Genomic DNA, 21,536 nt, shown 5'->3' with positions numbered 1-21,536 from the left:
TCAGCTCAGACCCGCTCTCCCAGGGCCGCCATGACTTCGCGCCCGTGCTCGGTCTGAGGGAAGCGGTCCACGATCTCCTGCAACGTCGCGGCGTCGCCGCTGCTGCCGAAGGCCTCGCTGAACGGCTGCAGGCGCACCCCTTCGGCGAGGGGGCCGATCAGCAGTGGATCGAAGCCCAGCTCCTCCACCAGCGCGCCCACGGTCTCGGCCTGCGGGGAGGGGCCCGCGATCGCGATCGCGGCCCGGGGTGCGGCACGGCCGGCGAGGTCCTCGAGATCGTGATAGCCCATGTGGTTGAAAGTCTTCACCACGGTCGCGCCGGGCAGCAGACCCTGCACGAACTCGCTCGTCGAGGCGCCGGGATGCGAGAACTCCTCGAGGATCCCGTCGGTCTCCCACCAGTAGTTCATGGCATCCACCACGAGCTTGCCCTGGAGGGCGTCGGCGGGGATCGAGGCGTGCTTCCCCAGTGGCAGCGCGAGGATCACCAGATCCGCGCGCTCGGCGGCTTCCCGGGTGGTCACGGCCTGGGCCCCGGGGGCGAGGACCTCGGTGATCAGCTCGATCTCGGCGGGATCACCGGAGCCCGAGATCAGCACCTCGTGTCCGGCGGCGAGGGCCAGGCGGGCCAGCACGGTGCCGACCTTGCCAGCGCCGAGGATGCCAAGGGTGCGGGGGAGGGAGGAGTTCATGCCCCCAGCAACGCGCCGGGCGGGCGCGACCTTCCCGGACGTGACCGGACTCGCGCTCGCCCGCCGGGCCTGCCTGAGCTCACCCTGCATGGGCCCACCCTGCATGAGCTCGCGCAGCCCCGGGTGGCCGGCAGTGCGGGCGCTTCAGCTCTGCGAGGCAGGGACGTCGATCTGCCAGAGAACGCCGAAGCGGTCCTTGACCTGCCCGTAGTGGTCGCCCCAGGGAGCCTGCTCGAACGGGAGCTCGATGCTGGCGCCGGTGGAGGTGAGCTTCTCGATCAGGGCTCGGGCATCTGCCACGGAGCTCGGCATGACCATCAGGGAGTAGGCGGAGCCGTCCAGCGGCTGAGGGCACTCGCCGATGTCGTCGCCACCGGCGAGCGTGACCAGACCTCCCTGCAGCTGAGCATGGGCGATGGACTCCGCCGGAGGGGTGAACGGCATGCCCTCCATGGGGTTGTCGCCGTACGTCATGACGTCGAGGGTTCCCCCGAAGACCTCCTGGTAGTACGACATGGCCTCGGCGGCATTGCCGGGAAACGAGATGTACGGCGTGGAACTGGGCACGGTTCCTCCTCAGGTGCGGGGTCGCGCTGCGATCCCTCGTGCGGGTCATCGTGCCACCGGCGGCCGACGGACGGAACAGCGTCGGAGGTAATGCTTCTGCCGGGCTGAGGAGCGGGCGGCTCCCCGGCACCGCTGCGGGACGGACGAGGTGCGCGGAACACGGTGCTCGTGGTGACGCTCACTGCACCCTCAGCCAGGGAGTTCTAGAGTGGACGGGTCATGTGCCGACTCTTCGCTCTTCATTCCGACCACCCCGTCACCGCCGATCTGTGGCTGCTCGATGCGCCCTACTCCCTGCTGAACCAGTCGCGCTTCAACGCCGACGGCACCGGCCTGGGATGGATCGATGAGGAGGGACAGCCCCGGATCCGCAAGCGCCCCGTCGCGGCGTACGCATCGGAAGCGTTCACGGGCTTCGCGACCACGCTCCGCTCCCGCGCGATGCTCGCCCATCTGCGTCTCTCCTCCGGCACCGGGCATTGCGACGAGAACACGCACCCGTTCCTGCAGGACGGCATCATCTCCGCCCACAACGGGGTCCTGGAGATCACCGAGGAGATGCGGCAGCGGGTCGCCGCGCTCGGCGCCGCTCACCACGTCCAGGGCTCGACCGACAGCGAGTGGATGGCCGCACTGATCACCGGTGAGGTGGCCGCCCACGGCGGTGACCTGCGCACCGGGGTGACCGCCGCGCTGTGCTGGATCGCCGGTCATGTCCCCGTCTACTCCGTGAACGTCCTGGTGATGAAGGGGGAGGAGCTCATCGCCGTGCGTCTGCCCGCGACCAACGAGCTGTGGATCCTCGATCGCCCTGCTGTCGTGGACACGCGGGATGACGCCCTCGAGCAGTCCTCGGACTCGCTCACCGTGCGCGCCCGCAGTGAGGACCCACGCGGGGCACGCTCCGTCGTCATCGCGAGCGAACCCCTGGACGACGATCCCGCCTGGCGACTCCTCGACTCCGGCGAGCTGGTGCACCTCACGGCCGACGGGCGGGTCCGCAGCGACCGTCCCTTCGGTCCGCTCGCCCACGCGCTCAGCATCGAGGATCTCGGCCTGTCGGCCGCAGCCTCCCAGGCCCATGCCGCGCAGGCCCGCGCCCACGAGGCCCGCCGCCGGCACCTCACTGAGAACACCGCCAGCACCGCCAGCACCGCCCACCCCGCCGGCACTGCCAGCACCGCCCACCCCGCCGGCGCCGATCTCGCGCGCCCTCACGAGAGTGCAGAGAACGCCGCATGAATCTTCTCGGGACCGAGCGTCCGACCCCTTATCACCGGCTCGCGACGCTGCGGCCCGAATGGTCGGCCCGGTTACGGCCGCTGCTGACCGTGGTCGCGGCTCTCATCGCCTATGTGGTGCTGGCCTCCGTGCTGCTCGTGCTGATGATCCTGGTGCTTGCCCTCGCGCCCGGCGTGAACGTCGCCATCGGCGTGACCAGCGGTGATCCCACCAGTCCGCTGGATGCGGTGCTCGCGCTGCTGATGGGCTCCCTGTGGCTCCCTGCCGGGATCGTGGGAGTGCGCGTCGGCGGCTGGCGGCCTCTGGGCCCGGCCTGGTCCGTCGCTGCCCGGTTCCGTCGTGACCTGCTGAGCCCGCTCGGCGCATGGGTGGCGGCCGGGGCGCTGGCGACGGTCGCGATCGCCGCGGTGGCCGGTCATCTCGCCAGCTCCGGAGAGTCGGCGGGTGCTCCGGGCGGCGGAGTCTCGGTGCTCCAGCTGCTGCTGGTGGTGGTGATCGTGCTGGTCCTGGCCCCGCTCCAGGCCGTGGGCCTCGAACTGGCGCTGCGCGGCATGATCCTCCAGGCCGTCGGCACCTGGCTGCGCAGCCCCGTGGTGCCCTTCGTGGTCGTCGCCGGGGTCTCGCTGATCGGCCGTCAGCTCACACCCGCCGTGGTGATCCCGGCGCTCGCCCTGGCGTTCGCCGCCGCGGTGCTCGCCTGGAAGAGCGGCGGCCTCGAGCTGTCGATCATCCTCACCCTCACGCTCACCGTGGGCTCGCTGATCGTCTCCGCGCTCGCCGCCGGCACCGGTGCGGGTGCCGGTGCCTCGGCGCTCAGCGCCGCGGTGGCCGCCCCCGGCACCTCGGCCGCGGCGCTCGCCGATCACGGGGCGGCTGCCGGTTATGACGAGCTGGCCAGTGCAGGATCATTCGCCGGCCTCGATGACGCGGCCCTCGCCGGGGGAGCGGCCTCCGCGGTCGCGGCCCTGCTGCTCACAGCATTGATCGTCGTGATGATCAGCCGACGCGAGGGGCTGCGCCTGCTCGAGCCCGTCGGCCGGGCTGCGGATGCACCGGCTCCGGGGCCCGTGCTGATCTGACCTGTCACACCTGCGGCGCTGCCCCAAGACTGACGGGGACTGACGGGCCTGCCCTTCCTCAGCTGCGGATCGCGTCGATGACCTTGATCCGGGTGGCGATCAGCGCGGGGAGGGCGCCGGCGAGGACACCCACCAGGGTCGCCGCACCGAGGCCCACCACCACCGCCTCCACCGGGAAGGGAGGCAGCTCCACCAGCCCGATACCACTGAAGAAGGTGGAGACGAACGGGGCCTTCACCAGGGCGATCGCGCCGGTCACCCCCACCGCGCCGGCGAGCACCGTGGCGACCACCGACTCCATCAGCACGCCCACGAAGATCCGGCCGCCGGTGGCGCCGTAGGAGCGTCGGATCCCGATCTCCCGCACCCGGAAGCGCACCGTGACCAGGGAGATGTTCACCAGGCCCAGGGCGCCGAGCACCAGGATCACCAGCGCCACGCCGATGACCGCATAGGCGAGCACCGGGAAGCCCAGATCCTCGGCGGACATCGAGCTCGGATGGACCTCGAAGGATCCCACCGCGGTGTTCCGCAGCGAGGCGCCCAGGCGCTCGCGGATCTCGTCGGCCTGCTCCGGCGGCACCCACAGGATGTAGTCGGAGACCACCGGGGCTTCGGTCCGGCCGGGCAGCGCGCTCATGCTGCCGGCGGCGACGTACGCCTGCAGTCCCCAGTCCGTCTCCTCGGCCGCGGGGAGCACGCCGACCACGATCGCCTGGTCGGAGTCGGTCGCTCCCGTGGGTCCGTAGATCGTGACCGGCTCGGTCCCCAGGTCCGGGCGTCCCAGTTGCTCGTACATCGGCGCGTTGACCACCAGTGCAGGGGCCAGGCGGCGGGCGTCGGAGTCCGCGAGCCAGCGGCCGTCGGCGACCGTGGTGCGGTAGATGTTCCCGTAGGCGGGGTCCACCCCGGTCAGCTGCGCCGACTTCACGCCATGCGGGGTCTGCACGCGCAGCGAGTCGTTGATGCGGCGGGTGCGCTGGTCGATGCCGAGCCGTTCGATCTGCTCGAGCACCACCGCATCCTGCTCCTCGGGGGTGACCTCGGCCGCGGAGCCTGCCGGGTAGATCGTCAGGGTCGTATCGCGTCCCGCCCACGTCTCGGTGGACTGGGTGAGGGCGCTGGTGAGCATGCCGCCGCCGCCCATCACCGCGGTCAGCGCGAAGACGGAGAACGCCACCCCGATCAGGGACAGCAGGATGCGGCCCTTGTTCACGCGCAGCTCGCCGTAGGCCTCGACGATCGAGGCGATCAGGCCGGTCATGCCACCGCCTCCCGTCCGGCGCGGATTCCCACGGTCGCCGACAGCGCCCCGCGAGCGTCGGCCCCGCCGACGTCGTGCAGAGTGCCCTCGTTCAGCAGGAACGAGCGCCGGGACATCGCGGCGACCTGCAAGTCGTGGGTGATGGTGACCAGTGCGGCGTCGGAGTCGCGCGCGATCTCGTCCAGCAGCGCCATCACCGCCTCGCCGGTGGTGACGTCGAGAGCTCCGGTGGGCTCATCGGCCAGGATCAGCCGGGGCTTGCGCACCAGGGCACGGGCCACGGCCACTCGCTGCTGCTCGCCGCCGGAGAGACGGGAGGGTTGCTGCTGCGCACGGTCGGCCAGGCCCACCCGGTCGAGCATCTCCAGGGCGAGCTTCTCCCGCCGCCAGAACTGGCCAGCGGTGCCGTACATCAGCGGCATCATCACGTTCTCGAGCGCGGTGCGCTTGTCCAACAGGTTGAACTGCTGGAAGACGAAGCCGATCGAGGCGCCGCGCATGCGGGCGCGCCTGCGTTCCCCGAGCCGGGAGACGTCCACCCCGTCGAACAGCAGCTCGCCGCCGCTCTGGTGGTCGATCAGGCCCAGCAGGTTCAGCAGAGTGGTCTTGCCGGAACCGGAGCGGCCGACGATCGCCACATGGTCCCCGGCCTCGACCGTGAGGTCGATGCCGCGCAGGATGTGCAGCTCCTCCCGGCTGGGCAGGCGCACGGAGCGGCGCAGATCGCGCAGCTCGAGCAGAGGCGCGCTCACCACATCTCCACGTTCATCGAGTCGTCGGCGCCGTCGATGCCGGGCGCGAACTCGAGGATCTCCTGGCCCTGTTCGAGGCCCTCGGTGACCTCGACGGAGCCATCGCCGCGCATCCCCAGGACCACGTCGATCGGGGTGGGCTCACCGGTGGCCTCGTCCAGTGCGTAGACGGTGCCGGCGGTGCCCTCGCCCTCCACGGCGGTGGTGGGGACGGTGAGCACGCCGGTGCGGGTGCCGAGGTCCACGGTCACCTCGACGCTCAGACCCGGGACCACCCGAGCCTCAGCAGGGACCGGGCATACCAGCTGTGCGGCGGAGACCCCAGCATCGCCCCCGGAGATCACCTCGCCGGTGAAGGGATCGACCTCGGGCGCGGGCGGAGCGTCGGGCTCCTCGATCTCGGAGTCCTCGGTGATGGCGGGTGCGGTGCAGGCCACCGGATCCGGAGTGTTGGGCAGCTCGGCGGTCGCATTCAGCTCCACGTCCAGCAGGGACAGCTGCTGCTCGGGGGTGAGGTCGGCGACGATCGAGTAGGTGCCGGGGGAGATGGTCGCGATGGTGTCGCCCTTGGCCAGCGCATCCCACTCGGCGACCTCCATCCCGCTGAGCACACCGGAGGTGGTCGCCACCAGGTTCACGTAGCGGTGCTCGGCCGCGGCGGGCTGCGGCGCGGGCTGCGGGGCGGCGAGCTCCCCGTCCTCCTCACCGTCTTCACCGCCTGGCAGCGCGGGGAGGTCGACGATCTCCGGCTCGACCTCGTATCGCACCTGCAGGATGCGCTGCCCCTTCTCGACGGCGTCGCCGTTCTTCAGCCAGATCTTGTTGATCTCACCATCGGTGGTGGCCTTCAGGGCGCTGCCCGCATCGGGCTGGACCATCGCCGGGAGCACGAGCTCGGAGGAGAGGTCTGCGGTCTCCACGCTGACCACGGCGTACTGATCGAAATCGGCACCAGGGACGAGCGGATCCTCGCCCGCGGCATCGGCGCCGGCGGGGAAGAAGGCCATCTTCACCAGAGCCAGGGCGATCAGACCGAGGATCAGCATCCAGATCACGGGGAAGACATAGCGGCGCAGGGCGTCCATGGGCGCCTTTCGTTCAGGTCGACGGCGGTGCCGACGGGGGAAGGGACTGCGGTGCTACGAGCAGCGTGAGGAGGTGCTCGGCACCTGCAGTGCGCTCATTCTTCCTGCTACAGAACACCCTGACCACCGACTTTGGTGGAGATTCGGGGAAGATCCGGGATCCCGGAGTACGGGGCGGGCGGTACGGTCGACCCATGAACGCCGCCGCTGCCGCCAGCACTCCTGCCACTGCCAGCCCTGCCGTCACCTCCACCCCGGCTGCCACTGCCACTGCCAGCCCTGCCCTCCCCGATCAGCTGCTCCTGCTCCCGCTGCGCCAGCGGATCCTCGAGCAGGATCTCGGCGTGCGCGCGCTGCACCTGCACCGCGCCGGCCATGCGGAGCTCAGCCACCGCTTCGCCGGGGACACCGCAGAGAACATCTACTCAGTCTCCAAGACCGTGACGGCGCTCGCCGTGGGCATCGCCGCCGCGGAGGGGCTGCTGGATCCCGAGGACCTGCTGGTCGATCATCTCGCCGCCCCGGCCTGCGGCTACGGCAGCGGCATCGAGCAGGTGCGTCTGCGCCACCTGCTGACCATGACCTCCGGCTCCCCGGTGCTCGGCTTCCTCGACGAGCAGCGCGATCACGCCGACCTCTCCTCCCTGTTCCTCAGCACCGACCTGGTCGCCGAGCCAGGCCAGCGGTGGGAGTACTCCAACGGCTCGATCCTGCTGCTCTCGCGGGTGCTCAGCGAGCGCACCGGGCAGAGCCTGCGCGACTGGCTGATGCCGCGGCTGTTCGAACCGCTCGAGATCCTCAACCCCCAGTGGCACACCACCCGCGACGGCTACAGCTGGGGTGCGAGCGGGCTGCACCTCAAGAGCGGGCAGCTGGCGCGGATCGGGAGGCTCCTGCTCCAGCGCGGGGAGCACGACGGGGCGCAGCTGGTCCCAGCCGCCTGGATCGACGCGATGCACGCCGAGCAGAACTGGGTGGACACCGGGGACGCCGAGCCCGAGAGCGTTCACTACGGCTACGGCATCTGGCGGTGCACGCCCGACGGTGCCTGGCGGGCCGACGGCGCGATGGGCCAGCTGCTCATCGTGCTTCCTGAACAGGACGCCGTCCTGACCGTCACCTCGCGGCTCGAGGGCCGAAGCGCCGCCGAGATCCTCCGCGCCGTCTGGCAGGAGCTGCTGCCGCTGCTGTGAACTGCAGCAACGGTGTGCGCATTCGGTGAGACGCGCAGGATCAGCCCAGTTCCCGGTTCCGCCCCCAGGTAGCGTTGCCCCATGGATTGGACAGCGCTCCTGAACCTCGGCCTGGTCTTCGCCTTCGTGCTCGTCGGCGGCCTGTTCGCCGGCACCGAGATGGCGATCGTCAACCTCCGCGAATCGCAGATCAAGCAGCTCGAGGAGAGCGGCCCCGGCGGTGAGCGCACCGCAGAGATGGTGCGGGACCCCAACCTCTTCCTCTCCGCCGTGCAGATCGGCGTGACCGTCGCCGGGTTCTTCTCCTCCGCCTATGGCGCCTCCACCATTGCCCCCTCGCTGGTCCCGATGCTCACCGAGCTGGGGCTCGCCGAGTCGAGCGCCGGCACGGTCGCGCTGATCGGGATGACCCTGGTCATCGCCTACCTCTCGCTCGTGTTCGGCGAGCTGGTGCCCAAGCGGCTGGCGATGCAGAACGCGATGGCGATGACCAAGATCGTCGGCCCCCCGCTGAGTGTCTTCGGGAAGCTCATGCGCCCGGTGATCTGGCTGCTGTCCACCTCCACCAACATCGTGGTGCGCCTGCTGGGCGGGGATCCTCACGCCAATCGGGAGTCGGTCTCCGCGGAGGAGATCAAGTCGATGGTGCGCAGCTCGGAGGCGCTGGACCAGGCGGAGTCGCGGGTCCTGGCCGATGTTTTCGACGCGTCCGAGCGCACGGTGGTCGAGGTCATGCAGCCCCGCCACCAAGTGCGCTTCCTCGACGGTGAGCGGTCGGTCGTGCAGGTCCGTGAGGAGATCCGGGAGACCGGCTTCTCCCGCTACCCCGTCACCGGGGAGGACGTCGATGACGTGCTCGGCTTCGTCCATGTGCGCGACATGCTGCTGGTCGAGGAGCCGGGCGAGACGCTGCTGTCGGAGCTGGTGCGTCCCATCGAGCACATCCCCGGCACCGTCCAGGTGCTCGAGGCGCTGAACCGGATGCGCGCCCACGCCGACCAGATCGCGGTGGTGGTGGACGAGTACGGCGGCACCGACGGCATCGTGACCCTCGAGGACCTGCTCGAGGAGCTGGTGGGCGAGATCTACGACGAGTTCGACCGGGAGAGCTGGCCCGTCCCCGGCGGTCTGGACCGGATCCTCGCGGCCGACGGCACCTTCGAGGGTGGGCTGATCCTGCAGGAGTTCGAATCCGCCACCGACATCGCCTTGCCCGACACCGGCGGCTACGAGACGGTCGGCGGCTTCGTGATGGCCCAGCTGGGCCGGATCCCCGTGGCGGGCGACAGCGTGGAGGTCGAGGGAGGGCTGCTCGAGGTGGTCGAGGTCGACGAGCGCCGGGTGCAGACGGTGCGGTTCAGCCCCGCCGAGGAACCGGCCGCCGAGAGTTCGCTCGAGGAGCCGGTCGGCGACTGAGCTCTTCGCGCCGGTCGGCGACTGAGGCCTCCGACCATATGGTGCGGCTGGCATACTTCCGGACCATGCACTCGAACTACGGCACCGGCGATGACCTGACGGTGTACTTCAACCGAGAGAGCGCGGCGGAACGCGCCGAGAAGATGCGGCGCATGCAGCCGCTGCTCATCGGCACCAGCCTTCTCGTCGGTGCGTTCATCGTCGCCGTCGCCCTGTTCGTCATGGAGCCCCGCAGCCTGCTGCTGGCGATCATCGGCGGCGCCTACGGCCTTGCGAGCGCTGTCGTGATGCCTCGGATTCTGAGTGGCCTGGCCAAGAAGACCGCAGACATCCCCATTGCGCCGGACACCTCCCTGCTGGTGGTGACGCCGCACGGCGTGCGCCGCACCACCGGGGACGGCCCGCCTCTCGAGATCCCCTACGCGGAGGCGGAGCTGAGGCGACAGACCGGGGAGGGGAACGACCGGCTGCGGGTGAGCCTGCCCGGTGAGAATCTCAGCCTGGACCCGGCGCTGCTGCACCCCTCCCTCACGGAGATCCTCAGGGCCTACGAGCAGTTCAGCGGCGACGCCGAGCGCTGAGCCGAGCGCGTCCAGGCCTGCACCCGAGCTCCTGCCGGTGCGAGGGTAGGGTGGTGGGGTCGGGCACTGCGCCCCGGACGGTGCCCATCCGGACTCATCACCCTTGGAGGCACCACCATGGCCCGCAGCACTTTCGCCCAGCTCCTCGTCACCCAACTCCGTGGCCTCGGCGTCGAACGCATCTACGGGGTGGTCGGGGACTCCCTGAACCCTGTGGTGGACGCCGTGCGCACCACCGACGGCATCGAGTGGGTGCACGTGCGCAATGAGGAGGCCGGAGCCTTCGCCGCCGGCGCCGAGGCCCGCCTGACCGGGAAGCTCGCCGTATGCGCCGGGTCCTGCGGCCCGGGCAACACCCACATGATCCAGGGCCTCTACGACGCCCACCGCGACGGCGCTCCCGTGCTCGCGATCGCCTCCCACATCCCCTCGGGCAAGATCGGCACCGGCTTCTTCCAGGAGACGCATCCCGAGATCCTGTTCCAGGAGTGCTCCCACTACTGCGAGATGGTCAACTCCGGCGAGCACGGCGCGAGGCTGCTCCACATCGCCGTGCAGACCGCGATCGCCAAGAGCGGCGTCTCCGTGCTGGTGGTCCCCGGCGATGTCGCCGACCAGGAGGTGGACGGCCCGCTCACCAAGGACCTCGCCACGGACCTCGGCCGGGTCCAGCCCGCCGCAGCCCCCGTCGGCCGCCTCGCCGAGCTGATCGACGCCGCCAGCACCGTCACCCTCTTCACCGGGGCCGGGGTGCGCGACGCCCGTGAGGAGGTGCTCGCGCTCGCCGAGCAGGTCAAGGCCCCGATCGGCCACGCCTTCGGCGGGAAGGAGTTCATGCAGTACGACAACCCGTATGACGTGGGCATGAGCGGGCTGCTCGGCTACGGCGCCTGCTACGACGCCATGCATGAGGCGGATCTGGTGATCCTGCTGGGCACCGACTTCCCCTACCCGGAGTTCCTCCCCGGAGCCGACGGGAAGCAGCCGCCCACGATCGTCCAGATCGATGCGGAGGCGTCGCGGCTGGGCAGGCGCGTGCCGCTGGACCTCGCCGTCCACGGCGACGTGGCCCTCACCCTGCAGGCCGTGCTGCCGCTGCTGACCGGGACCAAGAGCTCCCGCTTCCTGCGCCGCATGCTCAAGGCCCACCACAAGGCGCTCACCGGGGTGGTCGCCGCGTACACGAAGAACGTCGAGAAGATGACGCCCATCCACCCGGAGTTCCTCGCGGCGACCCTCGACACGCTAGCCGAGGAGGACGCAGTGTTCACCGTGGACACCGGCATGTGCAACGTCTGGGGCGCCCGCTACATCACCCCCAACGGGAAGCGTCGCCTGTTCGGCTCCTGGCACCACGGCTCGATGGCCAACGCGCTCCCGCAAGCGATCGGCGCCTCGATGGCATTCCCGCAGCGCCAGGTGATCTCCATGAGCGGGGATGGCGGTCTGGGCATGCTGATGGGTGAGCTGCTCACCGTGAAGCTCCATCAGCTGAACACCAAGATCGTCGTCTTCAACAACTCCAGCCTCGGCATGGTCAAGCTCGAGATGCTGGTGGAGGGCCTGCCGGACTACGGCACCGACCACGAGGACGTCGACTACGCGACGATCGCCAAAGGAGTGGGCATCGGCGCGGTACGCATCACCGACCCGAAGACGCTGAAGAAGCAGCTCGCCGAGGCGCTCGCGACGCCCGGCCCGGTGCTGATCGATGTGGTGACCGACCCGGACGCCCTCTCGATGCCCCCGAAGATCACCGCGCAGCAGATCCGCGGATTCGCGGCGGCGTCGACGAAGATCGTCCTCGGCGGCGGCGTGGGGAAGATGATCGACATGGCGGCGACGAACCTGCGCAACATGCCGCGCTGACCAGGAGTCCGCACCGTAAGTAACCGCCCGTCACCGGCGGCGCGGTGTGGAATGCTGGTCCCTCGCGAGCGATCGCAAGTCGAAGGGGGTGCCGACCATGGCCATGATCCATCCGCGCAGCCTCGAGCGCTGGCAGGAATGGCGCAGCTCCCGGCGCCGGGTGCGCGGTATCCACCGCGCCCAGCCCGCCTCCGGATCTCGGGCGTCGGCGCCGCAGGGCTATGTGCTGCACACGCGTGAGGGGGACGGCTCTGCCCGCACGCTGCTCGGCATCGACACCGCGGCCGGGGCCGAGCACGGCGGGCTCCCCGCAGTGCTGCCCTATGTGCAGGGCTCGGCGCTCGTGATCACGCCCGTCGGCCTGGCCCTGGAGGAGCTGAACGGGCCCGAGTGGCAGCATCGGCGTCTTGATACCCCGGCCGCCGTACTGGACGGGCTCGGCATCACCTCGGTGCTCACTCTCGGCTGGGACCAGGAGGTGGGGCGCAGCCTCCACGCCTGGGCGCGCGAGGCGGACGTCCCCGGCGCCGTCATCCAGCATGACGTGCTCACCCCCTTCGCGCCCCCACTGCCGCCGCAGACCACTTTGCTGGCCTGGAGCGCCGAGGACGGGGAGTTCCACCGCGCTGGCCGTGATGACGTCGAGGTGCGGGTGGTCGGCTCCCAGCGGCTGTGGCAGGCGGGCCACGACGCGGAGGGGTCGGATCCGGTGCGCGAGGAGCGTCCTGTCTTCCTGGGCCAGCTCTCGGCGATCGAGCTGCCGCGCCGCACCACACTCGCGGCCGCCCACGGCTACTGCCGCTCCACCGGCGCGCTCTACCAGCCCGGCCTGCAGGAGACCGACCGGATCGCCCGCGCCGCCCATGGCCTTTTACGCCGCCGCGGCGTCGAGCTCCAGGACCCCGCGCTCCCTCTGTCCCAGCAGTACCGGCCCGTGGTCTCCGTGTTCTCCGCGGATATCCTCGAGGCCGCGGTGCGCGGACTCCCGGCCTGGGTGCATGCCCCCCGCGCGCCCGCCTGGGTCGGCGCGCACTGGGAGCGCTACGGGATGCGTCCCCTCGGGGAGGACCCGACCCCACCGCCGACAGTCGCAGCCGACGAGCCCGCCCGTCTGATCGCACAGATCCTCGAGGGCAGCACGTGAGCATGTTCGACCTGACCGGCCACCTCCAGCACTACGAGTGGGGGTCGCAGACGGCGCTGCCCGAGTTTCTGGGGCAGGACGCCGACGGCGACCCCTGGGCTGAGGTCTGGTTCGGCGCACATCCCCTGGCGCCGGCGACGGTCCCCGGTGGGGCCCGGTTGGACGACGTGCTCGCCGCCGAGTCCGATCGGATGCTCGGCAGCGATGTCGCCCGGGCGTTCGGCGGCAGGCTGCCCTACCTGCTCAAGGTGATCGCCGCGGAACGACCGCTCTCGCTGCAGGTGCACCCCACCCGCGAGCATGCCGCGGAGTCCTTCGCCGCGGAGAGCGCCGCCGGGATCGCACTGGACTCCCCGCTGCGCACCTATCGGGACGCGAACCACAAGCCCGAGATGCTGATCGCGCTGACGCCGTTCACCGCGCTGTGCGGATTCCGCACCCCGCGCCGCGCCGCGGTGATCCTCGACGGTCTCGGGACCGTCCTCACCGACAGGCTGCACCGCCTGCTGGTCGAGAATCCCACCGCCCACGGGATGCGCGCCGCCTTCCGGACCCTGGTCTCCACCTCGCTGCGACCCCCCGCCTCCGCGGTGGATGAGGTGGTCGAGGCCTGCAGGGTCCGGGCAGAGGCTGGTGCCTCCCCATCCCCGCGCATCGACCGCTCCGTAACGCTGCTGGCGCAGCACCATCCCGGAGACCCGGGCGTGGTCGCGGCCCTGCTGCTGAACCCGGTCTCCCTGCAGCCCGGCGAAGCGATGTTCGTGCCCGCCGGGGCGCTGCACTCCTACATCAGCGGCACCGGGATCGAGATCATGGCGGCCAGCGACAACGTGCTGCGCGCGGGCCTGACCCCGAAGCGGATCGATGCCGACGAGGTCCTCCAGTGCGTCAGCGTCACCGCCACACCCCCGCTGCGAGTCGCTCCAGAGCGGCAGAATCCCACCTCGATCGCGTACTACGCCCCGGTCGACGACTTCGAGCTCGCCGTCACCGAGCTCGCCGATCCACCCGGGGCACCGATCGAGCCGCATCCGATCCCCGGCACGGGCCCCCGGATCGTGCTGGGCCTCGGGGGAGCGACCACCCTGGTGACCTCCGCCGGGAGCCATCCCCTGCGGGCCGGCCAGGCGGTCTTCGTCCCTGCGGCCGACGGCCCGCTGCGCGCCTGGGGCGCCGGCAGCTTCGCACAGGCCAGCGTGCCGTGAGCCCTCACAGGGCCGGCACGACGCCCCCGGGGAGCATCACGGCGTGGGAGGGCTGAGCTCGGCCTCGTCGGACGCGCCGGCCAGCTGCTCCTGGATCGCCTCCACGAACTCGATCACCGCGCTGCCGCCGTCGACCGGACCGCCGGCGAGCAGCCCGTCGGCCCCCAGCAGCACCGCGGAGGGCGCGGTCCTGCCCCCGAGCGTGCTGCGCGCCGTGAACTGCAGGTCATGCATCGCGTGCTCACCCACGCGCTGCGTCGTGCGCTCGCGCAGCTGGTCGATGGGCCGCGAGAACACGAACTTCACCTGCATGAACGGGGACAGGGAGTCGATCCAGCCGACGGCGTGGTCCAGCACCCGCTCGCAGGGCCCGCAGCCTTCGGACACGAAGACCAGCAGTGCGGCGCTCTGAGCGGTGAGCTGGGTGAGGGTGATCAGGCGCCCTCCCGGCTGCTGGAGCACCCCACCGGGGATCGCGGCGCGCTCGTAGTCCAGCAGCTCCTCCTCAGCCATCTCGTCGGTCATCTCCGCGGTCTTCCCGTCGGTCTTCTCCGCCGTCGTCTCGTCGGTGGACCCGTCGGCCCGCTTCTCGGCAGGCCGGCCTGCGGGTACGGCGATCGCCGTGCCTTCCGGCCGTGACGCGGGCCCTGCCCCAGCAGCGCCGGCGGCGGACCCGCCGAGCGTGAGGACGGTGAGCGCGATCGTCAGCAGCAGGGCGACCCCGAGTCCCACCAGGGACAGCGGCACCTGCACCAGGGCCATCGTCATGACGCCGCTGCTCGCCGCGAGCAGCGTGATCACCGCGAGCACTGCGAGCAGGAGGTTGCGGCCCAGGGTGGTGCGAGAGACGGTCGGGGAGGCGAGCGTGCCGAAGCAGGAGCACTCGACAGGTTCGCCGAAGGTGAGAGCTCTCGCGATGATGACCAGGTACGTGACCATCAGCAGTGCCACGAGCATCGCGATCAGCACCTGCAGCGGCACCGAGGGGATCCACAGCCCCAGGGCCAGCACGATCTCCGCCACCGGCAGCAGGTTGGCGACCGAGCGGTGGAAGGCGCGCAGCGGCAGCCTCAACGACGTCATCGCATCTTCGGTGCCCTGCCGTGCACCGAGCTTCGCCAGGCCGGAGACCAGCAGCGTCAGTGTCAGCAGGATCGGCGCGGCCAGCAGCACGGTCATCGTCAGAGCCCTCCTCGCCGGCCCGGACGTCGGACCGTCATCACCCACCATTGTCCGTGACGGTGACGCTCATGGCGGGGGTTGGCGAGACCCTTGCGGGTGATGGTCATCCCGTACTGCCGATGCCCAGCGCCGAGATCTACGCTGGGGCCATGCCGAAAGACGCGCACGACACTGCCGCCGACGTGACCGCCGCTGCCCCGTCCACCCCTGCCGAGGATGCCCTGCGCTCCCGGATCCAGGCGGAGGTCACGGCCCTGCGGGATTCCTTCGACGCCGGCACCACCCGGCCGCTCGAGGCTCGTCTCGCCCAGCTCGCCGCGCTGCGACGGGGGCTGCGCCGTGAGGAGCCGCGCCTGGCCCGCGCCCTCGCCGAGGACCTCGGCAAGTCCCGCACCGAGAGCGCGCTGACCGAGCTCGGGGTGGTGTCGCAGGAGATCGCGCACACGATGAAGAACCTGCGCACCTGGCAGCGGCCGCAGCGGCTCTCCCTCGGCGCGATGCTGGCCCCCGCCACCGGGCAGCTGCGCCGCGAACCGCTGGGCACCACGCTGATCATCTCGCCGTGGAACTACCCGGTGAACCTCACGCTCGCGCCGCTGGTCGCCGCGATCGCGGGCGGCAACATCGCGATCGTGAAGCCCAGCGAGGTGGCACCGGCGACCTCCGCCGCGCTCACGCATCTGCTGCGCACCCACCTGGATCCCGGCTGGGTGCGGGTGGTCGAGGGCGCGGTCGCGGAGACCACGATCCTGCTCGAGCAGCGCTTCGACCTCATCTTCTACACCGGCAACGGCGCCGTGGGCCGGATCGTGGCCCGCGCCGCCGCGGAGCACCTCACCCCCACCGTGCTCGAGCTGGGCGGGAAGTCGCCGGTGTTCGTGGACGAGGGCGCGGATCTCGCCGTCACCGCCCGCCGCATCGTGTGGGGCAAGTTCACCAACGCCGGGCAGACCTGCATCGCCCCGGACTATCTGATGGCCACCCCGCGCACCATCCAGCGCCTGATGCCGCACCTGCGCAGAGCCGTGCGCGCCATGTACAGCGGCAAGCCCGACCGCAGCCTCGACTACGGCCGGATGGTGAACACCAAGCACTTCGACCGCGTGCTCGCCCTGATCGATGACGACAAGGCCATCTGCGGCGGCACCGACACCGCGGACCGCGAGACCCGCTTCATCCCGCCCACGATCATGCAGGGTGTGGACTGGAACGATCCGGTGATGGGGGAGGAGATCTTCGGCCCCGTGCTGCCGATCCTCACCGTCTCCGGCCCGGACGAGGCGATCGCCCGCATCCGCTCCGGGGACAAGCCGCTCACCGCGTATGTGTTCTCCCCGCGCCGCAGTGTCGAGGAGCGCTTCGCCGAGGAGACGTCCTCCGGCTCGCTCGCCCTCGGTGTCACGCTCGCGCACGTGGGCACCACCGGCATGCCCTTCGGCGGGGTGGGGGAGTCCGGGATGGGCGCCTATCACGGCCGCACCGGCTTCGAGGCGTTCACCCATGCCAAGCCCGTGGTGAAGAAACCGCTCACCCCGGACACGTTGAGGTTCGTCTACCCGCCCTACCGGGGGATGAAGCGCCGCCTGCTGCGCCGGCTCTTCCGCTGACAGCCCGGCGGGCGCCCGCGCGGGGCCGGTCCGCCTCCGCCGCACGTCGGCCCGGCATCAGCCGTTCGGCCGACGGCCCGGCGTCGAACGGCTCAACCGCCTCCGACCTGCGGCCATGATCTGCGCGAACAGGCCCTCCTGAGTGGTCGCACGGTCGCTGGCGGGGATAGCGTCGGGCGCAACGACGTACCGCGTCTTCACGCGTGGAAGGACCCGATATGACCACACAGCCCCCAGGGCCGGCACCCCAACCCGGCACCCAGCCCCCGCTGCCCGCACATCCCGCAGCGGAGCGCCCGCGCAGGCCTCGCCTGTTCAACGGCGCGACCACGGACGGAGTCCGCGGACGCCGTCGGATCCGCCACCCCTGGGAGCTGCCGCTGCTATGGGTGGGCGTGGCGCTCGCGGTCACCGCCTACGGGCTGTGGGCCTCGATCCTCACCGGCCCCGCCTGGCGCGCCCTCGAAAACGAGGAGCAGATGCTCCCCGACTGGCTCGAGGACCTCGGCGCGGCGGACCTCCTGATCCAGTTCGGATTGCTGCTGCCGCTGATCCCGATCATCCTGTGGGTCGCGCGCGCCATGATGTACGCGCAGATGCGCGCCACCGCCGTGCGCATGAGCCCCACCCAGTTCCCCGAGGGCTACCGGATGGTCGCGGAGGCCGCGCAGCAGTTCGGGATGCGCCGCGTCCCGGACGCCTACGTGCAGATGGGCAGCGGCGTGCTGAACGCTTTCGCCTCCGGCCACGGGTTCCGCCGCTTCGTGGTCATCCACTCCGACATGTTCGAGGTGGGCGGCCGCACCCGTGACCCCGAGGCGCTGCGCTTCGTGATCGGCCACGAGGTGGGCCACCTCGCCGCCGGCCACGTTTCCTACTTCCGCCTCGTGTTCATGAACGTGCTGAGCATGATCCCGATCCTTGGCACCGCCTTCTCCCGCGCGCAGGAGTTCACCGCCGACAACTACGGCTACGACTACGCACCCGCGGGAGCGCCCGGCGTGATGGGCGTGCTCTCCGGCGGCAAGTACTTGAACGCCGAGGTGAACGTCAACGAGCTCGCCGACCGTGCCGCGACCGATCCCAGCCTCTTCGTGCACATCGTCAACTGGCTCTCGACCCACCCGGTCACCACCTGGCGCGCCCACGCCCTGCGCGACCGCTCCAAGCCCGGCTCGCTGTGGATCCGCCCCGGCGGCAGCATGTTCAGCTCGCCGCTCCCACCCGGGCACACCTTCTCCTCGAAGTACCCCACCCCGGGCGATGCCCTGGCGATGCTCGACGCGGCCGCCGCCCGCCGCCCCGTCGGCGCCGACGGCCAGTTCGGCCGCTTCCCCGGCGCCGACTACTCCCACCGCCCCGACATGCGGGCCCTGCAGACCTCCGCTCCGCTGCTCGCGGACCGCACCGCCTACGTGATCCCGCACGGCCCCTACCGGGCCGACGCGAAGGGCACGACGCACGGCGCCGAGAAGAGCCCTTACGGCCCGCCGACGCCTCCTGCGCAGACGCCCTCCTGATCCGGTACGCCGGGGCGGGGAGCACATGTCCTTCCCCTCACCTCACCCTCCTCAAAAGTGCACTGAATGCATAGAGTGGAAGCGTGATCCCCGACCCCAGCGCGCCGAATGCTCCGGTGCGTCGCAAGCCCCTGCTCGCCGTCCTCCTCGCACCCCTGTTCATGGCCCTGATCGCCGTGAGCGTCATCAACGTCGCCCTCACCGCGATCGGCGAGAGCCTCGAGGCAGATTCCGGCGGTCTGCAGTGGGTGATCTCCGGCTACGCGCTGGCCTTCGGCATGCTGCTGGTACCCGCGGGCCGCGCCGGTGACGCCACCGGGCGCCGCCGCATGTTCGTCATCGGCGTGGGCGTGTTCACCCTCGGCTCGCTGCTGTCCGGCTTCGCCGGGACTGTGGAGACGCTCAACCTCGCCCGCATCCTCCAGGGCCTCGGCTCAGGCCTGCTGAACCCTCAGACCGTCGCCCTGATCCAGCAGCACTTCCGCGGCCAGGACCGCGCCCGCGCCTTCGCGCTGCTGGCCACCACGGTGGCGGTCGCGACCGCCGTCGGCCCCGTGATCGGCGGGCTGCTGATCCAGATCCTCGGCCCCGACCAGGGCTGGCGCTGGATGTTCCTGATGAACGTCCCGATCGGCGTGATCGCCATCCTCGGCGCGTTCAAGTTCATCCCTGACGACAAGGCGCGCGGCAAGGCCAGACCGGACCTCGATCCGATCGGCAGCCTCCTGCTGTGCATCGCGATCCTGGGCGTGATGCTGCCCTTCCTCGAGCGCGGCACCAGCGCCCTGGTGTGGCTGTCCTTCCCCGCCGGCATCGCCGTGCTGGGCCTGTGGTGGTGGTGGGAGCAGCGGTACAAACGAGCAGGCCGCCCGCCGATGGTGGACACCGCGATCTTCGCGAACAAAGCCTTCCGCAACGGCATCCTCATCGTCTCGGTGTACTTCCTCGGTGCCACCAGCGTGTGGATCATCGTGCCGCTCTACCTGCAGATGCACCTCGGGCACACCGCCTTCGAAGCCTCCTTGATGGGCCTGCCCTCCTCGATCGCCGCCGCATTCTCCTCCCAGATCGCCGGCCGCTACGTGCTCACGCTGGGGCGGCGCATGGTGATCGTCGGCTTCGGCGTCGCCTTCCTGGGCCTCCTCGGCACCGGGATCTTGGCCGGCTTCGTGGAGAACGGCATGATCCCGTTCTGGTGGTTGGCCGCGCCGCTGATGCTGATGGGCCTCAGCCAGGGCATGACCATCTCCCCGAACCAGACCCTCACCCTGAACTCCGTGGACCCGCGCTTCGGAGGTGTCGCCGGCGGCATCCTGCAGCTGGGCCAGCGCACCGGCGCCGCGATCGGCACTGCGATGATCCCGGGCATCATCTTCTCCCTGACGCTGGGCGGCACCGCCTGGCTCGAGGCGTTCACCATCGCGCTGGTGATTATCATGGCGCTCACCCTGGCCGCGATGGGCGTGAGCTTCGCCGACCGTGCCCGGGAGAAGGCGGGCAAGGGCGCGCTGTAGCGGGCCCTCGCGAGAGGCCCGCGGAGAGGACCGCATGGGGGTGCGAGGACGCGACCGCGCGACGGGGCGCGCGCTGCCGCTCGGCTGGGGCGAGGACGCCGCGACCGCCGGCATCTCGGGCCTCGGCCCGACCGGGGCGCTCGGCCCCGCCGGACCGCCGGCTCCGCGCGACGGTTCCACCCGCCGGAGCGGTTCCGCCCGCTCACGGCGGATGCTCGCCGTCGGCTGCGTGCTCGCCCTGGTGCTCGCCCTGTTCCTCGGACTGCCGCGGCTGCTCGACAGCACCGCAGGGCCGGAGCGGGTCACCAGTGCCTTCCTCCAGGCTGTGATCGACGGCGATCTGGAGACCGTGCTCGCCCAGACGGAGGACGCCCCGGATGCCAGCGCCGCAGCCCTCACCGCCCCGGTCCTCGGTGCGGCGCATGATCAGCTCGAATCCTTCGAGATCCAGCACATCGAGGTCACGGCCGACACTGCACGGGTCACCGCCTCGCTCCACACCGGGGCGACCCGCAGCGAGGCCACCTTCACCCTGACGGCCCACGATGCCGGTCCCTTCTCGTCCCTGGCGTGGGAGCTGGCGCCGGTGGCGCTGCCCGAGTTCGTGATCGACGTGCCCTTCGGAGCGAAGGAGATCGCGATCAACGGCGTCCCTTTCCCGGTCGCCGAGCTCGGCACCACCGGAGACCCCTTCGCGCCGCGGACCGCGGTGCAGCTCCTGCCAGGGACCTACGAGATCTCCCTGCCCGGTACGCGGCGCTGGCTGGAGGCGGCGCCGCTCGTCCTCGAGGCCCCGGCCACCTTCGGGAACTGGCGCAAGCCCGTCCGCGGTTTGCACTACACCCTCGACGAGGACGGTCTGCGGGAGGTCCGGCGCCAGGCCGACGCGGCGCTCGCGGCGTGCACCGCCGATACCTCTCCGGCTCCCGAGGGCTGCCCCTTCGCAGTGCCCGACGCTCCGGCGGCAGATCCCACGACCACCGCCGCCCACGGCACCTGGAGGCTCACGGACCCGCCCCGCGTCGATGTGCTCGAGGGCGATACCTTCCTGTGGATGGTGGACATCGGGGGGACGGCGGAGTTCACCCCGCACGCCCCGATGGCCGACGGGGCAGCTGCCGATGGAACACCGCACGCCGGGGCATCCGCCGGTGCCGCAGCGCCGGTGGCGGTGCCCTTCGAGGTCGAGGGCACCGCCACCATCGACGGCGAGGGGGAGCTCGACGTCGCTCTGCGCAGCACGAGCTCGCTCAGCTACGCCTACTGTGTCGACGCCGAGACCGGCGCCTTCGCCGGAGTCGTCATCATCGAGGATCTCGAGGACACCTTCTCCTCCGTGGACAGCTGCGACTGAGCATCACCGGCTCGGCCCGATCTGACCCGATCTGACCCGATCTGACCTGCCCCGGTGCGCTCTGCGGACTGCTGCGGTACTCTTCCTCCACGCGAGAGATTGGCCTCGGAGCGCTATGTGATCCCGGAGCGGAAGCAGACGCCCGGTCGGATCATCCGTACGGGATGGACCGTTGCCGGCAGCATCGATGCGGCCCGGTCAGAGACGTCCCCACCCCGCCTGCACGGCGCGGGGTCACAGCTCGACGAGGGGATACGACCCCCTCACCGG

At 70.9% G+C, this 21,536-nt stretch carries 18 protein-coding genes; 12 read left to right on the top strand and 6 right to left on the bottom strand.

Annotated features, from left to right (window positions below; all coding sequences use genetic code 11):
• Positions 1–5: 5 nt before the first annotated feature.
• Positions 6–692 (bottom strand): NADPH-dependent F420 reductase, encoded by a 687-nt coding sequence (locus ACT3T9_RS08270; protein WP_442332849.1) that lies wholly within the window; start codon positions 690–692, stop codon positions 6–8.
• Between the two features lie 144 nt (positions 693–836).
• On the bottom strand, positions 837–1,259 hold the full coding sequence (locus ACT3T9_RS08265) for a VOC family protein (protein WP_444600893.1): 423 nt from the start codon (positions 1,257–1,259) through the stop codon (positions 837–839).
• A 219-nt stretch (positions 1,260–1,478) separates the two neighbouring features.
• Here ACT3T9_RS08265 and ACT3T9_RS08260 point away from each other — a divergent pair, with 219 nt between their 5' ends.
• Positions 1,479–2,501, top strand: coding sequence for a class II glutamine amidotransferase (locus ACT3T9_RS08260; RefSeq protein ID WP_444606291.1), 1,023 nt, complete (start codon positions 1,479–1,481; stop codon positions 2,499–2,501).
• Entirely contained in the window at positions 2,498–3,580 is a 1,083-nt protein-coding gene (locus ACT3T9_RS08255; RefSeq protein ID WP_444606290.1) for a CAAX protease, read from the top strand. The genes ACT3T9_RS08260 and ACT3T9_RS08255 overlap by 4 nt, the downstream gene beginning before the upstream one ends.
• Before the next feature lie 58 nt (positions 3,581–3,638).
• Here the strand turns inward: ACT3T9_RS08255 and ACT3T9_RS08250 are convergent, their stop codons facing one another.
• Genes ACT3T9_RS08250 through ACT3T9_RS08240 form a run of 3 tightly spaced genes read right to left on the bottom strand, consistent with a single transcriptional unit; the run spans position 3,639 to position 6,681 of the window.
• Complete coding sequence (locus ACT3T9_RS08250) at positions 3,639–4,844, bottom strand: ABC transporter permease (RefSeq protein WP_442332768.1); 1,206 nt, start codon at positions 4,842–4,844, stop codon at positions 3,639–3,641.
• Complete coding sequence (locus ACT3T9_RS08245) at positions 4,841–5,596, bottom strand: ABC transporter ATP-binding protein (protein ID WP_444592160.1); 756 nt, start codon at positions 5,594–5,596, stop codon at positions 4,841–4,843. The genes ACT3T9_RS08250 and ACT3T9_RS08245 overlap by 4 nt, the downstream gene beginning before the upstream one ends.
• Entirely contained in the window at positions 5,593–6,681 is a 1,089-nt protein-coding gene (locus ACT3T9_RS08240; RefSeq protein ID WP_444606289.1) for a hypothetical protein, read from the bottom strand. Before ACT3T9_RS08240 ends, ACT3T9_RS08245 begins: the two co-directional genes overlap by 4 nt.
• A 194-nt stretch (positions 6,682–6,875) precedes the next feature.
• Between ACT3T9_RS08240 and ACT3T9_RS08235 the strand changes: the two genes are divergently transcribed.
• The 6 genes from ACT3T9_RS08235 to manA all read left to right on the top strand — a co-directional run bounded on the left by ACT3T9_RS08235 (position 6,876) and on the right by manA (position 14,089).
• A complete protein-coding gene (locus ACT3T9_RS08235) occupies positions 6,876–7,874 on the top strand; it encodes a serine hydrolase domain-containing protein (RefSeq protein WP_444606288.1) in 999 nt (332 codons plus the stop codon).
• Between the two features lie 81 nt (positions 7,875–7,955).
• Positions 7,956–9,290 (top strand): hemolysin family protein, encoded by a 1,335-nt coding sequence (locus tag ACT3T9_RS08230; RefSeq protein WP_441444835.1) that lies wholly within the window; start codon positions 7,956–7,958, stop codon positions 9,288–9,290.
• Between the two features lie 65 nt (positions 9,291–9,355).
• Positions 9,356–9,871: a hypothetical protein gene (locus ACT3T9_RS08225; protein WP_444606287.1), complete on the top strand. Its 516-nt coding sequence runs from the start codon at positions 9,356–9,358 to the stop codon at positions 9,869–9,871.
• Positions 9,872–9,988: 117 nt separating this feature from the next.
• Positions 9,989–11,740, top strand: coding sequence for a pyruvate dehydrogenase (locus tag ACT3T9_RS08220; protein WP_444606286.1), 1,752 nt, complete (start codon positions 9,989–9,991; stop codon positions 11,738–11,740).
• A 97-nt stretch (positions 11,741–11,837) separates the two neighbouring features.
• Positions 11,838–12,884, top strand: a complete 1,047-nt coding sequence (locus ACT3T9_RS08215; protein ID WP_444606285.1) for a hypothetical protein — start codon at positions 11,838–11,840, stop codon at positions 12,882–12,884.
• A gap of 2 nt (positions 12,885–12,886) precedes the next feature.
• Positions 12,887–14,089 (top strand): mannose-6-phosphate isomerase, class I, encoded by a 1,203-nt coding sequence (manA, locus tag ACT3T9_RS08210; RefSeq protein ID WP_444606302.1) that lies wholly within the window; start codon positions 12,887–12,889, stop codon positions 14,087–14,089.
• Between the two features lie 36 nt (positions 14,090–14,125).
• Here the strand turns inward: manA and ACT3T9_RS08205 are convergent, their stop codons facing one another.
• The gene (locus tag ACT3T9_RS08205; protein ID WP_444606284.1) at positions 14,126–15,268 is read right to left on the bottom strand and encodes a DoxX family protein; all 1,143 of its coding nucleotides are present in this window, start codon (positions 15,266–15,268) and stop codon (positions 14,126–14,128) included.
• Positions 15,269–15,420: 152 nt separating this feature from the next.
• Here ACT3T9_RS08205 and ACT3T9_RS08200 point away from each other — a divergent pair, with 152 nt between their 5' ends.
• From ACT3T9_RS08200 to ACT3T9_RS08185, 4 genes are all read left to right on the top strand, one after another.
• A complete protein-coding gene (locus tag ACT3T9_RS08200) occupies positions 15,421–16,878 on the top strand; it encodes an aldehyde dehydrogenase family protein (RefSeq protein ID WP_444606283.1) in 1,458 nt (485 codons plus the stop codon).
• Positions 16,879–17,096: 218 nt separating this feature from the next.
• Positions 17,097–18,398 (top strand): M48 family metallopeptidase, encoded by a 1,302-nt coding sequence (locus tag ACT3T9_RS08195; protein ID WP_444606282.1) that lies wholly within the window; start codon positions 17,097–17,099, stop codon positions 18,396–18,398.
• Positions 18,399–18,481: 83 nt separating this feature from the next.
• Positions 18,482–19,912, top strand: coding sequence for an MFS transporter (locus ACT3T9_RS08190; RefSeq protein WP_444606281.1), 1,431 nt, complete (start codon positions 18,482–18,484; stop codon positions 19,910–19,912).
• Positions 19,913–19,946: 34 nt separating this feature from the next.
• Positions 19,947–21,266, top strand: coding sequence for a hypothetical protein (locus ACT3T9_RS08185; RefSeq protein WP_444606280.1), 1,320 nt, complete (start codon positions 19,947–19,949; stop codon positions 21,264–21,266).
• The last annotated feature ends 270 nt before the right edge of the window (positions 21,267–21,536 follow it).

Source organism: Brachybacterium sp. AOP29-B2-41, from assembly GCF_052378395.1.
In the GTDB taxonomy this organism is placed as follows: domain Bacteria; phylum Actinomycetota; class Actinomycetes; order Actinomycetales; family Dermabacteraceae; genus Brachybacterium.
Note: the sequence above shows the minus strand (reverse complement) of the source record. Positions and strands in the feature narration are given on the sequence as shown.